The sequence below is a fragment of the Sphingobium psychrophilum genome, assembly GCF_012927105.1.
GTDB lineage: Bacteria > Pseudomonadota > Alphaproteobacteria > Sphingomonadales > Sphingomonadaceae > Sphingobium > Sphingobium psychrophilum.
The window spans coordinates 36,891-49,235 of record NZ_JABBFV010000021.1 but is presented as its reverse complement, the minus strand read 5'-3'; the positions used below and the strand labels follow the sequence as shown (position 1 = coordinate 49,235).

12 protein-coding genes and 2 pseudogenes are annotated in these 12,345 nt (G+C 60.8%); 4 read left to right on the top strand and 10 right to left on the bottom strand.

Annotated features, from left to right (window positions below):
• Window positions 1–22 precede the first annotated feature (22 nt).
• Window positions 23–460: a hypothetical protein gene (locus HHL08_RS20605; RefSeq protein WP_169574858.1), complete on the top strand. Its 438-nt coding sequence runs from the start codon at window positions 23–25 to the stop codon at window positions 458–460.
• Between the two features lie 97 nt (window positions 461–557).
• Here the strand turns inward: HHL08_RS20605 and HHL08_RS20600 are convergent, their stop codons facing one another.
• The 4 genes from HHL08_RS20600 to HHL08_RS20585 all read right to left on the bottom strand — a co-directional run bounded on the left by HHL08_RS20600 (window position 558) and on the right by HHL08_RS20585 (window position 4,683).
• Window positions 558–1,457, bottom strand: a complete 900-nt coding sequence (locus tag HHL08_RS20600; RefSeq protein ID WP_169574857.1) for a zeta toxin family protein — start codon at window positions 1,455–1,457, stop codon at window positions 558–560.
• An 8-nt stretch (window positions 1,458–1,465) separates the two neighbouring features.
• The gene (locus HHL08_RS20595) at window positions 1,466–1,762 is read right to left on the bottom strand and encodes a hypothetical protein (protein WP_206378017.1); all 297 of its coding nucleotides are present in this window, start codon (window positions 1,760–1,762) and stop codon (window positions 1,466–1,468) included.
• A gap of 147 nt (window positions 1,763–1,909) precedes the next feature.
• Window positions 1,910–2,536: a DUF6884 domain-containing protein gene (locus HHL08_RS20590; RefSeq protein ID WP_206378012.1), complete on the bottom strand. Its 627-nt coding sequence runs from the start codon at window positions 2,534–2,536 to the stop codon at window positions 1,910–1,912.
• A 56-nt stretch (window positions 2,537–2,592) separates the two neighbouring features.
• Window positions 2,593–4,683, bottom strand: coding sequence for a ParB/RepB/Spo0J family partition protein (locus HHL08_RS20585; protein ID WP_169574856.1), 2,091 nt, complete (start codon window positions 4,681–4,683; stop codon window positions 2,593–2,595).
• 311 nt (window positions 4,684–4,994) lie between these two features.
• Here HHL08_RS20585 and HHL08_RS20580 point away from each other — a divergent pair.
• Window positions 4,995–5,387 (top strand): annotated as a pseudogene (locus HHL08_RS20580) (ATP-binding protein); the annotation flags it as partial.
• Between the two features lie 172 nt (window positions 5,388–5,559).
• Here HHL08_RS20580 and HHL08_RS20575 read toward each other — a convergent pair.
• Together HHL08_RS20575 and HHL08_RS20570 are read right to left on the bottom strand one after the other, a co-directional pair.
• A pseudogene (locus HHL08_RS20575) lies at window positions 5,560–6,125 on the bottom strand (Tn3 family transposase); the annotation flags it as partial.
• A gap of 224 nt (window positions 6,126–6,349) precedes the next feature.
• The gene (locus tag HHL08_RS20570) at window positions 6,350–6,619 is read right to left on the bottom strand and encodes a hypothetical protein (protein ID WP_119749378.1); all 270 of its coding nucleotides are present in this window, start codon (window positions 6,617–6,619) and stop codon (window positions 6,350–6,352) included.
• 38 nt (window positions 6,620–6,657) lie between these two features.
• On the opposite strand from HHL08_RS20570, the gene HHL08_RS20565 reads away from it, so the two are divergent.
• Window positions 6,658–7,404, top strand: a complete 747-nt coding sequence (locus tag HHL08_RS20565) for a carbonic anhydrase (protein WP_119749380.1) — start codon at window positions 6,658–6,660, stop codon at window positions 7,402–7,404.
• Window positions 7,401–8,030, top strand: coding sequence for a DUF2490 domain-containing protein (locus tag HHL08_RS20560; protein WP_169574855.1), 630 nt, complete (start codon window positions 7,401–7,403; stop codon window positions 8,028–8,030). Before HHL08_RS20565 ends, HHL08_RS20560 begins: the two co-directional genes overlap by 4 nt.
• A 131-nt stretch (window positions 8,031–8,161) precedes the next feature.
• Here HHL08_RS20560 and HHL08_RS20555 read toward each other — a convergent pair whose 3' ends face one another.
• The 4 genes from HHL08_RS20555 to HHL08_RS20540 form a co-directional block, all read right to left on the bottom strand.
• Window positions 8,162–9,133 carry an ExeA family protein gene (locus HHL08_RS20555; RefSeq protein ID WP_008830441.1) on the bottom strand — a complete coding sequence of 324 codons (972 nt, stop codon included), beginning with the start codon at window positions 9,131–9,133 and terminating at the stop codon, window positions 8,162–8,164.
• The gene (locus HHL08_RS20550; protein WP_048939568.1) at window positions 9,133–10,794 is read right to left on the bottom strand and encodes an integrase; all 1,662 of its coding nucleotides are present in this window, start codon (window positions 10,792–10,794) and stop codon (window positions 9,133–9,135) included. The genes HHL08_RS20555 and HHL08_RS20550 overlap by 1 nt, the downstream gene beginning before the upstream one ends.
• Window positions 10,794–11,438: a recombinase family protein gene (locus HHL08_RS20545; RefSeq protein ID WP_037519505.1), complete on the bottom strand. Its 645-nt coding sequence runs from the start codon at window positions 11,436–11,438 to the stop codon at window positions 10,794–10,796. Before HHL08_RS20545 ends, HHL08_RS20550 begins: the two co-directional genes overlap by 1 nt.
• 341 nt (window positions 11,439–11,779) lie before the next feature.
• Entirely contained in the window at window positions 11,780–12,283 is a 504-nt protein-coding gene (locus HHL08_RS20540; RefSeq protein ID WP_048939567.1) for a DsrE family protein, read from the bottom strand.
• Between the last annotated feature and the right edge of the window lie 62 nt (window positions 12,284–12,345).

Genomic DNA, 12,345 nt, shown 5'->3' with positions numbered 1-12,345 from the left:
GGCGTGGCAAAAGGACCATACAATGAAGTCGGTATATCTATCGGTTGCGGATAACCTAGTGCAATTATCTATCAGCGACGGCCTCTACGCCGATGCTGACGAGGGCTTGGCAGGCGACGAAAACTATATGGAGGTAATTCGTCCCTATTTGTCGATGCTTTGCACCTACACATTGGCCGTTCTTGATTATGAGGAATCAAACAGTAAAAGTTCCAAATATATTTTGGACAATATTGAAGAACGGGCCGTGGTGGTCGCTATCGCAAGCCTGTGGCGGTACAATTCCAAAGAGTGCATCGAACAAGACGCCCTTCTCACAATCCCATTTGATGAAGAGAAAAAGCGTCTGATAGCGGAATCGAGAGGACTCGTTAAGGAGTTCCACTACGCAAATATTGAAGGGCCTGTTGAGGCACATAAGATAATTTCATTTGGCTTACCGCAGAGCGCCATAAATTAAGGCATCTATCTGGCGTTGACTTATAGGTAGGGTCAAAGCCCGCTCCGTCCAAGGACTTTACAAACCAACGCCTGCCCCATTTGGAGGTTCGCAAACTCTACCGTTCGCGATCATCGTCGCGACGGAGTGGGGAAGGTAGCTTGTCTGTACTCTGCACCAGGTCGGCATTGCGCTGCGGATCTCGGGCAGGGATGACGCCATGCTTTTGCAGGATCGGGGTCAGCCTCTCAATCTCACGCTGCTTATACTGGGCCTCTTGTGGCGACAGGGGCCGGCTGCGCTCACGCTCCACCAATTCGCGGGCGCGAGGCTCGCCTACGCGCGCCGGGCCGGTCAGGTCGAAGCTATGAATTACTTCACCGCCGCGCCTGTAGATCGTGAGCATGTCGGCAAGCCGTCCGTCTTGAATCCGGTCCAGCGTGGCGAGCATCCCGCTCAATGCGTTCTGGTGGGCCTCCGTCGTGGTCATCCGCCCAATACCCCGGCTCTCCTTCTGCGCCGCATACCGCTGCAACACGCCAAGGCTCGACATTTCAGGGCTGACGGCAAGGGCGCGCGCATCGGTACGAAACCCGGCATCCCTGAATTGCTGCAAGGTTGCCGCTACCGTTTCGGGGGTGCGCATCGTGCCTTCCACCAGAACATTAACGCGCCGCTGTGCGGCCTCGGTAATGGCCTTCTCGACCAATCGACCAGAATCGCGGTCGGTATAGAAGGCCGCAGTTTTGTCGTCGGCGCGCTGCAAGCTCTTATAGTGAGGCAAAAAAGCGCGAAGATCGTCACCGATGATCTTCACCATTCCGCCGCTGCCCGCAAACTCGCGGGTAGCATGGTTCTGCATGGGAGTTTTGCCAGAGCCGGGTTGCCCGCCTAGAACAATCGCGGTCGGCTGCTCGACGCTCTCCGCGCCCCTAAAAAGGCGGGGAGATACGCGGGTTTCATAGATTTTTTGTAGGGCGTCGGATGACAGGCTATGTCGTTCGGGGTCGCGGTCCATGCTACTTCTTAGGCAGCGATGGGGACGGCCTCGGCGGCGTCACGCGCGCGAACGATGGCGCTATATTCAGAAAGAACTTGCCGGACATTTTCAGTGTCGGTCACGTTGAGCGAGTGCATGATTGCGGTCGCCTGATCCGTCCGCATTTCAAGCCATTCGATGCGCGCCGTGTTGGGTGCAGGCCGCTCCTGCTCAAGCGCGATCTGCTCGCTGTACCCGGCGATCACGTCATTGATGGCCTCAAGCGCGGCCTCGTAGGCAATCGCCTGATCTTGGGTCCACAGGGGACCAGTTCCGCCGCTCATCGTCATGCCTTTCCTATATCATCAAGTCTTGAACGAATAAAGAACGGCGTCGATCCAGCGAAGGGGGCCGGTGGAGCGGGATGCTCCACCGGCCAGCACGACGAACAACCTTGGAGATTTCGCCTTCGTCCTCGGTTGCTCGGAAACTCATATATTTGCGGTGGCGCGCGATAACCAAGCCAACTGCTGACCTATCCCCAAGCCTTCCATCGGCGCAGTCGCGCGCGCTGCGATGCTCGGCCACAACGGATCGCGATAGCTACGGCCAGCAAGAACGATCAGGGGGGCGACCACGTCCACAACCCGGGCCAGCTCGTCCAGCACGCGAGCGCCCCAAAGGCAGCGAGCGGGAGCGTCCATCGCCCCAAGGGTCGCGTCATAGGGTTCGATAACCGTGCCGGGGTCGATCAGACCATGCTTTGCCGAAAGGATCAGCCAGGGCGATCCGGTGTGCTCGGCATAGGCGCGGGCCTTGCGAAACCACGGGGAGATATAAAGCTCGCGCGCCTCGGCGGCGTGATCCAGCTTTGCGGCAACGCAAGCGACGAGATAGACGGGGAGGGGGGCCGGTGCTTGATCGAGAACGGTTTTACGGCCCACGTCGCCAAGCCAAGGGGTGATGGCCCATTTCGTGATAGCGCGAAGCGCCTTCGCCCCTACGGGTTTCCGCTCGGTCGCGTGGCTGATCGTAGGGCCTCCGAACAAGTCAGGCTGTTCGCCAATGACGTGGACAGGCGGGATATAACGGGGTTCACGGATGCAATGGCGGGCCATGGTGGTCCCTCTTTCTGCGTAGGAATGGGCGGGGGACCGAAGCCCCCCACTCTGGATCAAGCGGCCTCGTCGATCTGGTCGTGATCGTCGTCCTGATCCTCGTCCCCCAGCTCGTCGGCTTCATCGGCCTCCGGTTCCACCTTGGCGGGGAGAGGTTCAACGGTGGCGCTCTCCATGAAGTCGGGAAGCCAGTTCACCGCCTCGGCAACATAGTCGGGATGAAGGCCAAGCAACTTGGCGTCCTCTTCGTCGCAATTCGCGATGCGGGCACAGAAGGCGGCGGTTTCGTTGCCCTTCATGCCCTTGGCGCGATCTGCCAGACCCCACGTTTCGAGAAGAGCAAGCCGGGCCTTGTTGGAGAAGGTGTTGAAAAACGCCTCGTCCAACTCGACGGTATCGCGCCAGCGTCCGAAACCGGCCTCGGCCTCGATGCAGTTGGCAAGCTCACGGACCATGCGCGGGGTGCGACCATCGGAATAAACCGAAGTGGTCGCCATGAGCATATGACCGGCGATCATTGCCGCCACCTTGTTCTTGTCCGTAGCGGGCAGATTGCGAAACAGCGCAAAACCCTCAATCGGATCGCGGGCCGTCATCCATTCGCCCGACGCCAAGCCCTCCTTAGTGGTGCGCCACGCGGCGCGCTCGGGGCGGCTCCCGACTAGATCGTGAATCTTGGTGGTGCCGTCCTCGTCGTGCGTCGCGGTCAGGATCGTGCGGGCCTGCGTAAACAGCATGAAGTCGAGCGCGAGCGACGAACCGGCGGAAGCGGACTGCATTAGCTCGGCCCGGATCATATCGCGGCGGATCAACATCATGACCTGCATGTTGTCCTTCGATAGCCCGAAACGCGCGCGCTCGGCCTCTTCCGGTGTCGGCGCTGGCTTGGCTTCGCGCTGCTCGGTCGCGCCCTTGGGCAGTTCCGCACCCTTCGCCGCGCGATCTGCAAACCACAGCTCTACGTCAAAACTGCCATCGTTCTCGATGGACGCGACGGCAATGACCGCGCCCTTCTTGGGCAGGATGATAGTGCGCTGCGCGTCCAGCTCGGCAATTTCGCTCGCCAGCTTCTCGTAGGCGTCTTCCTGATCGGCCAGCGGCTCGTCATCCTCCCCGATCATTGCAGCGAGGCGCGTTTCCATCGACGCATAGATTTTCGCGAGGTCTTTGGGGAGGTCGCCCCGCTTCGGATTGCGAATGCGAAGCTCATGGTCGGTCGAAAGATAGCCGTATTGCTTGATCTGCGGAGGTGTCGCCGCCCACGAAAACTGTAGGTCGGCAAGCCCCCACTTCTCGCCAAGCACACGGCCATTGCGGGAGATATTATGCTCGAACCGATCCTTATCCTCGGTCATGCGCTGCTCGACTAGCTGGTGCAACACATCGGGGCTTTGGACGATGCCAGCGCCATCCTGCGCGAACAAATCGGCCTCAAATTCGCCCCCTGCTGCGCGGTAAGCCTCGACGCCGACATAGCACATTAGCTTGGTCAGTTCGTGATTGCCGGAGTTCATTGCCTTGCGGATGGCACTCGCATTCTTCTCGTGCGGGCGGGTCGCCTCCTTTTCCAACTGGCGATAAACCGCGATCTGTAGCGAACGATCCTCCGTCGCCGCGTATGCCTGTGCCTGGGCGTCATCGATCTCGCCCGCGCTGTAGAGGTCCATGATCTCGGGGTGAAGGTTCGCAATCCGCATGATGCGCGCGGTGCGGGCCACATCGTAGCCGAACATCGCGCCCAACTCTTCTAGGGTGGCCTCGGGGCGCTCGGCCCGAATGGCGGCGAAACCCATATACACATCGGGCAGGGCCATCGCTTCGCGCGCGCGGTTCTCGGCCATGCTGATTTCCGTGACCTTGCTCAAGTCATCGACCTTCATACACGGGAAAGTGAGTGCCTTCCGGTTCGGGTCCGCCTCGGCCAATGCCGTGAGAAGGCGGCGACGGCGATCCCCGGCGATTACCTCATATCCCCCGGCCTCGCGCGGGATCACGACCATGGGTTGAATAAGACCAACCGACAGCAAGGAAGCGGAGATTTCGGCATCGCTCGCGGCGCTGGCCGGTTTCTTGCGAACATTCTGTTCGCTGCGGTGAAGTTGATCGACTGACAGGTGCAGGATCGTGGGCTTTGAAGTCTTAGCCATTGTGCTGTTTCCCTTCTTAAAATGGAGCCGAAGGCGATGGCCCCATCGACTTCTGCCAAGTGGCGAACTGGGTCGGGGAATGGCGCAAATATGGGCTGATCGCGGGGGAGGGGGATCACCCGGCCTGCACAGAGCGCAGCGAAGGAAGGGCGGGGAAACCCCCGCGATCACCAAGCGGAGCCGCGCAGCGGCGTAGACGGCCAGGCCCTTGCGCCAGGGGGCAGGAACAGGCCCCGGTCCTGCAAACAGCGCGGCGGCAATGCCGCCTCATATTGCGCTGAAGAACAATGCTCGATCCCGCCCGCTACCCTCACCGCAGAAAAGTGCGCTTCTTTGCCACGGTCGATCTGGTCAACGCGCTCGAACAGGAAAAAGCAGCCAACAAGGCGGGGCAGATTGCCGAACGTCTGCTCAAACTCGATCTCATCATTCTCGACGAATTGGGCTATCTGCCGTTCAGCCCATCAGGCGGAGCTTTGCTGTTCCACCTGCTCAGCAAATTGTACGAACGCACCAGCGTCGTGATCACCACCAACCTCAGCTTCAGCGAATGGGCCGAGGTATTCAGCGATGCCAAAATGACCACCGCCCTGCTGGATCGACTAACCCATCATTGCCACATCATCGAAACTGGCAATGACAGCTTCCGGTTCAGGGCAAGCTCTGCATCACCAAAACCACGAAAGGAAAAATCACCAGCTTGACCCAAAACCCGCTCTGCGGGACATACCATCACCCGGGTCAATTCTCGATGGAAATACCGGGTCACTTCTCAGCGGAAATCTACAGCCTGATTTTCGGCCATCTGAAGCAAACTCGTTTGGAGAACGATAATAGGTTCAAGCGGGTGTCGGCAACTCGTGCTCGCCGATTTACAAGACCGGCGTGGCACCGCCGGCGCAGGTCGGGATTTCAAGCCAGTCCAGCAAGAACAGGGGCCGCTCAATCTTGCCGATTTCTTGTAGCGCCACTTCGAGTTGGTTCTGCCGCTCATAGGCGGCGAGCTTTCGCAACATGACCGAAGGCGCGACATGGCCGGTCTTGACCGAACCGACAAGCCGCAGCACGTCCCCCCATTGCTCACGGATAATATCGGTCCGGATGCGTTTGCCCAACAGCGGGCCAAGGAGTGGATAGGCTGTGGCCAGGGCAATCGGCGCGAGGTGTCTGTCGGGGAACCCCCTCAGACGCGGGCAGAAACGAAATCCCAGCATGGCGCACAGAGCGAAGACATGATCGGTCGTTCCGCCGGTGTCGGTATAATGCTCGGAGATCACGAGATCGGTGCCATGTCTGGTCAGGCCATCAAGCATATAAGATGCCTCATGTGTCGCGGCCGAGATCACATTGACATGGTAGGGTGCGCGCTGATCGGAATTATGGGTGTAGAATCTGAATACATGGTCAACGCCGTAGCGGGCGTTGATGTCGCCGCCACGTTTCGATCAACACTTTCGCCTCGGTCAGGCTGTAGAAGATCTCGCCATTGCTTCCCCATCCAGGACGTTGTCGGATCGTATATGATGCGCGCGGGCGGTCGGGTTCCACATGATGGCTTCCAAGGTTGGTCTCGCAATCCCTCGGGATCATATCGGACTTCGATCGTGCACCGTTACGCCAGCGTTCTGACGCAGCCTCTATGCGCGTCTGTGCGGGCCGCCATGCGCTAAATGCTCTTGTGATCGCTAGAGCCAATCAAGCCGGCAATATAGGCGGTATACATCTGACGTTGCGTCTTGTTACCCAAGTTCTTCAGATGAAGAAGCGGCGACTGACGCCCGCGTGCGGTTGCTGGACGCTCAAGCGTGCGCAGCACTGGCTGCCGCCGATTTGGCCGCCGCTTCCGATGACCGCGCCCGGCTGTGGCTTTAAAGAAGAGGATATAACTTGATATTGCGGCTGTCTTGGTCTTCTGTTGAATGGTTAAATATCCCATTTCACCTGCAATCTTTTAAATAGAAGGAGAGGATACCCATGTTCGACATTAATTTGTCGCGCCGCACTCTTGTGACCGGCGCGATGACCACAGCGACGATCGCCGTCGCACCTGCGAGCGCGCAAGTCGCATCGAGACACCAGTCGCGCGTTGTCCCACCCGCACCGACCAAGGACGGCAAGACAACACTCGACCCTGATGGGGCGCTGCGGCTCCTCGAGGACGGCAACGCCGCGTTTCTGCGCAGTGAAATCCTCAATCCCGACATCTCGCCGCAGCGCCGCCTGGAACTCGCTCGTTATCAGGCGCCGTTCGTTGCCTATGTTTCCTGCTCGGACAGCCGAGTGCCGCCGGAGTTGTTGTTTGGACGCGGCTTGGGCGAACTGTTCATCGTCCGCAACGCTGGCAATACCGTCGACACAGTCGCCAAGGGTTCGATTGAGTTCGCGGTAGCAGTTCTAGGTGTGCCCTTGATCGTGGTCATGGGGCACGAAGCGTGTGGTGCGGTCAAGGCCGCGATGGACGTGGTCAGTAAGAACGCGCGTTTCCCTGGTGCGATCGGCACCATGGTCGAGCCGATAATCCCCGCCGTGCTTGAAGCGCGGGGCATTGCTGGCGACGCCACCGAGGCCGCGATACGCCAGAACGTCCGACGCACGGTGCGTAACCTGCGCGAAGCTAGCGATCCACTATTGATGAAGCCACTTGTAGAGGGCAAGCTCATGATTGTCGGGGCTTACTACGAGCTCGGCACTGGCCGCGTTGATTTCTTCGATCGCTCATGAGCACGCACCCCATGCCCCTTTTCCGATACATCGCCGCACCGCTCGCCATTGTCGTGGGCACGATTCCTGCCCACGCATCCGAACATGACGAGCAAATCTGGACTTCGATGACTGGAACGACCACCCTGTTCGACAACGTGGATGCAACGCTCGAACTCCACGGTCGCTATACGGACGAAGTATCTAGACTAGGCCAGGTACTGATCCGACCGAGCCTGACCTTAAGGCTGCCGCGCGGGTGGTCCGCGACGGCGGGCTATGTTTACGTCCACACCCGGTTCGCTCGCACCGTCGCCAATGAGGAGCATCGGGCATGGGAGCAGGTCGCCTACATCTTCAAACAAGACAGGGCGACTGGGTTGTCGATCAGCGGCCGTACGCGGGTCGAACAGCGTTTTCGGTCGGATTCGGAGGGAGTTGGTTGGCGCCTTCGTCAACAGCTTCGGGCACAGTTGCCGTTACCGCGGGGGCCCTTACGTGTAGTCGTGTGGAACGAAACGTTCGTTGGTTTGAACACAACCCGATGGGACCGGCACAAGGGCATCGATCAGGTCCGAACCTTTATAGGTGCGAGCTTGCCAGTAGCTGTAGCGGCTCGCAATGATGATCGCCCGGAACTGCAATAGAGGGGGCTTTCGCGCTTGAATTATGTGAGACGCTGGCGATCAGCCGGCGCACGTTCGGTGAGACGCAAATCACATTCGATGCGACGGACGCGAGATGTTCACCGAGCGGCGCGGGATCGCGGACACGGCGGTCAAAGCGGTAATCCTGCCGCGCGCATATCGTCGGTCAGCTCGCGCGCACGAGCCGGATCAAGCCCGCCCCGGAGCAGTTGCCGTATCTCCGCCGGCTTGGCGTCGAACTGGTCCGCCAGGCTCTTCGTATCGTAGCCGTGGCGGGTAAGCTGGGGTTCGAGGTCGTCAATCTGGCGTGACAGCACACCCTCTACGGTAGCGGCATCGATCGGTTTCACGCTGGCCTCGAACCCGGCTTCGAACGCGCGCACGAGATGGCGGCCGATCTGGAGCGGTGTCTTAAGCTTGGCGGCGAGCAGGATCGCGGCGTCTTCGGTCAGCACGGCATCGGGTTCTATCCCCGGCGACAGTGCGGTGCGCAGCGCCCAGTCGATATAGTCGCGCTGCCGATCGCGCAGGCCGCCAAACTCGAACACGGTCGTCCGGTCGCCGATTTCCTCCATCAGCGGGCGTTTCAGGTCGTTGCGCAGCTTCGGATGGCCGACGAGGATCACGGCCAGTTGACCGCCGCCCTCGGTGACAAGCTCAACGAGGCGCTTGAGCGCGGTCAGCGTCTTTGGGTGGAGGTCGTGGGCATCGTCGACGAACAGCGCGACCGGTCGCTTGGCCTTGCGAAACAGCTCCTGCAAATCGCGTTCGCGCCGTTCCGATTGGCTTGGGATCGAGACGGTCTTCTCAGACGAAAGATCATAGAACAGCGCTGCAACCAGCAGCGGCACCGATATCTTGGCCTTTTCCAGGCTGAGCGCGCGCGAGACGATCACACGGCCCTCGCGCTCTAGTTCTTCGCGCAGTCGCCGCGTCAGCACGGTCTTGCCCGAGCCGATGGTGGCCGTAAGCGCGATCAGGCGACCACCTGTGATCGCGGTCTTCAGATCATGGGTAAGCTGGGCATGATGCTCGGTCTCGAAGAAGCCGAGATCGACCGGGGGCCGGGCCAGCCCGTAATAGCGCATCACCTCGGTCTGCATCAGCCGCTCCGTCTGTGGCCGGGCGGGAATCGCCTGCGGATTTCATCCATCACTTCGGGCCGGGACAGCGTGCGCGCGAGCAACGCGTCGATGAAGGCGCGGTCCTCTTCGCAAAGGCCGCCAAGCGGCAGGCGCAGTTCCTCGGATATGGCGAAGCGTGCCTTGAGCGGCGTGGCGAAGGTGAGTTCGGCGAACGGATCTGGATCGGCGAATGGCCGGGCCGGCACAGGTGCGATCCCATCGGTGGGCTTGCGACCGATCACCACGATGTCGTCCTCGCCCGTCAAGACCGAGCGAGGGATTCCGATCTTCGTCGCCAGCGCATCGACGCGATCCGCGCGGACCTCGCGCCGGCTCTTGCGGTGCTTGCGATAGCGATGCAGCGGCACCGGCCCTCCGACCGGATCGAACGGGCCGTATCGGTCATCGCCATGCTCGACCCATAGCTCCTGGTCGAACAGCCCCCACCAGACGACAACCGTTTCGCCGGCCACTTCGGACGTGACCTCATAGGTAACGCCGGCGACGGTCAGCCGGCAGTCGAGGCCGACCTTGCGGCGCTCTGGCTCGCGCGCGAATGCGCAATAGCGCTCCCAACTGCACATGGCGCAAATGCCGCCATCGGGCAGGTGGCCGAGCCAGTCGTCGATCCGAGAATGCGGCTCGCGACGATGGTCGCCGCTGTTGTAGGTGGCGATGTAGCGCGCCAGCCAGCGATTGGCCTCCTCCTCGCTGGCGGGTTCGTGAAAGTGGTACAGCGTCTCGTGCGCTTCCTTGACAGTGCGGAACGGGCGCTCGACTTTCCCCTTGGCGCGCGCGGTCGTGCGGCGTCCGTCCGACCCTGCTGGCATGTGCGGAGTGACGGTAATCCCGAGACATTCCATGACCCGCTTGAACACGCTCGATTTGCCGACCGGGCCGCCATCGAGCTGGATGTTCTCCGGAATACCTCCAAACGGATTGTCCTCCTTTGGTGCCATCGCACGGAACAGGAAGCGCAGCGCCGCCTCGGCATCCTCCCCATAGACGAGCGCATATTCCTGGTAGACGACGCCCGACCGGTCATCGACCACCGAGAACAGCATCAACGTAGGCGCGCCATTACGATCGGGATCGATCCAGGTCGGGGCCTTCAACTGCTTGAGATCCGACGGGCTCATGTCGAAATGCCAGAGCATGTTGGCGCGTTCGGCCTGATAGCGCACCGCAGCCGGCTCGCGCGTCATCCGCTCGGTGTCGTATCCCCGTTGCCGCATGTGCCGGTTGAGTGTCGAGGCAGCCAACCGACCTGCCGGCAGCTTCACCAGACCGCGATCGGGGGTCTCGACACCGTGTTCGGTGACGATTTCGAGGATACGCTTCGTCGAGAGACGACGGCCTTGACGGTTGGTCGTGCGGCTCTTCATCGCCGCAACGACCTCACACCACCATTCGATCTCGCCGGCAGGCATGGTGCGCGACAGGCCACGATCGGCACGGTGTGCGTCCTTCGGCCTTCGCTCGCCGCGCAACAGCCGGTAGAGCGTAGCGCGGCTGATGTCGTAGAGTTCGGCGGTCGATGTCATCAGCGGCTGCCGCTCGGGATGCCTTGCTGGCAATGCCGCCAAACGACGTCGGAGCGTCACGATCGCCTCGATGGGGACCGTGACGCCCGCGCTCATTATGCAGCCTGGCTTTGCGGTTGCCGAGTGGGACCCGCATCGAGCAACGCCTGCCCCGGCGCCTTGGGGGTGCCGTCGCCGTTGACATAGACATACAGGGTCGTGGTCGTGATCCCGAGCCGCTTAGCGACATCAGCCGCGACGACACCTCGATCGGACATCGCCGCCATCGCCATCGTCAGCGTCGCCCGGTTCATCTTGCGCGGCCGACCGCCCATGCGACCGCGCGCGCGCGCCGCAGCAAGGCCGGCATGGGTACGCTCGGCGATCAACTCGCGCTCGAACTCGGCGAACGCCGCGAAGATGCCGAAAGCGAGACGGCCATTGGCAGACGTCGTGTCGATCTGCGCGCCGGCACCTGCCAGCACCTTCAACCCGATCCCGCGCGACCGGAGATCCTCCGCCGTCGTCACCAGATGGCGCAGATCGCGGCCGAGGCGGTCCAGCTTCCAGATGACGAGCGTGTTGCCCGGCTGAAGCGCCTTCAGGCAGGCGGTCAGGCCAGGCCGCGCATCGTGGCGACCCGATGCCATATCCTCATAGATGCGCGACGGATCAATGCCGGCCGCGAACAGCGCGTCGCGCTGCGGCTCCAGCGTTTGCGTGCCGTCCGACTTGGACACTCGGATATAGCCAATGAGCAATGCGTACCCCGCCAGAAAAGACTACCGGCATGGTGCAAGATGGCGCTGGTTTTCACAACGGGTTTTCTTGCTCTTTTCGGATTGCCGGGACCGGCATTGTCAGACCGCGAGAAAACCGCTCGTTTTCCTTGCGGAGCCAACGTCGGCACGGTCGGCAGAATTCGCCAACTATCGGCTTAGCCGATGCATTCAGAGCTTCTGGAAGCGGACGCTTTCTGATGCGGGATTGTGGCACCGTAAACTTGCCGAAAGCTATGGTAGTCTGCTGGTGTCACAACCGACCGGTTATGACACCAGCAGCGTTACGGACTGGAATGATGAAACAGGAAAGGTGTCGGCGATCAGTCTGGGATCAGCACCCAACCACGCAGCTGCAACGTCGCCATTGTTGTCAGCGCAGACACGTCGGTTTCGACACTTTTCCCTACCGTAGCGGGGTCAATCCCGTTTCCAATAAGAGCCTGGCTGCATACCCGAACGGATACACCCGCCTTTTTCAACGCCTCAATTAAGGCAAGGTTGGGGTTCGCAGCTACTCCCGTCTTTGTCGCATAGGCGCGATCTTCGGTAACGATGGGCGTCGCCGGACCGTGGACGATCACGACGACATCGCCTTGTTCTGGACGAACGCCATCGTTGCCCAGCAGGTTCAAAAAGCGGGCGACCTTCTCCAGCGATGGATTGATTTTATCCGGCGTTGCCGCGGCCTTGGTCACATTGAACAGCACGCGATAGCGCAACTTGCGATCGGGCCGTTCCGCAGCACCTTCGACGGGTGTGATCGCGCCATATCCCGGTATCACCGCCTGCCTAGGCACGCCGGCTGAAGCACTGACGCTGCTCATGAGTGACAAGCATCCTGCAAGAGCAATGATTGGCATACGCATCCGCTTTTTCCTTCTTCAGC

What these genes read in the sequence shown, in the direction of transcription:
- HHL08_RS20540 (WP_048939567.1), bottom strand. Translation starts at nt 12,283, where the DNA reads ATGAGCAGCGTCAGTGCTTCAGCCGGCGTGCCTAGGCAGGCGGTGATA.
- HHL08_RS20570 (WP_119749378.1), bottom strand. Translation starts at nt 6,619, where the DNA reads ATGGGATATTTAACCATTCAACAGAAGACCAAGACAGCCGCAATATCA.
- HHL08_RS20585 (WP_169574856.1), bottom strand. Translation starts at nt 4,683, where the DNA reads ATGGCTAAGACTTCAAAGCCCACGATCCTGCACCTGTCAGTCGATCAA.
- HHL08_RS20595 (WP_206378017.1), bottom strand. Translation starts at nt 1,762, where the DNA reads ATGAGCGGCGGAACTGGTCCCCTGTGGACCCAAGATCAGGCGATTGCC.
- HHL08_RS20555 (WP_008830441.1), bottom strand. Translation starts at nt 9,133, where the DNA reads ATGCAGACCGAGGTGATGCGCTATTACGGGCTGGCCCGGCCCCCGGTC.
- HHL08_RS20560 (WP_169574855.1), top strand. Translation starts at nt 7,401, where the DNA reads ATGAGCACGCACCCCATGCCCCTTTTCCGATACATCGCCGCACCGCTC.
- HHL08_RS20600 (WP_169574857.1), bottom strand. Translation starts at nt 1,457, where the DNA reads ATGGACCGCGACCCCGAACGACATAGCCTGTCATCCGACGCCCTACAA.
- HHL08_RS20605 (WP_169574858.1), top strand. Translation starts at nt 23, where the DNA reads ATGAAGTCGGTATATCTATCGGTTGCGGATAACCTAGTGCAATTATCT.
- HHL08_RS20590 (WP_206378012.1), bottom strand. Translation starts at nt 2,536, where the DNA reads ATGGCCCGCCATTGCATCCGTGAACCCCGTTATATCCCGCCTGTCCAC.
- HHL08_RS20550 (WP_048939568.1), bottom strand. Translation starts at nt 10,794, where the DNA reads ATGAGCGCGGGCGTCACGGTCCCCATCGAGGCGATCGTGACGCTCCGA.
- HHL08_RS20565 (WP_119749380.1), top strand. Translation starts at nt 6,658, where the DNA reads ATGTTCGACATTAATTTGTCGCGCCGCACTCTTGTGACCGGCGCGATG.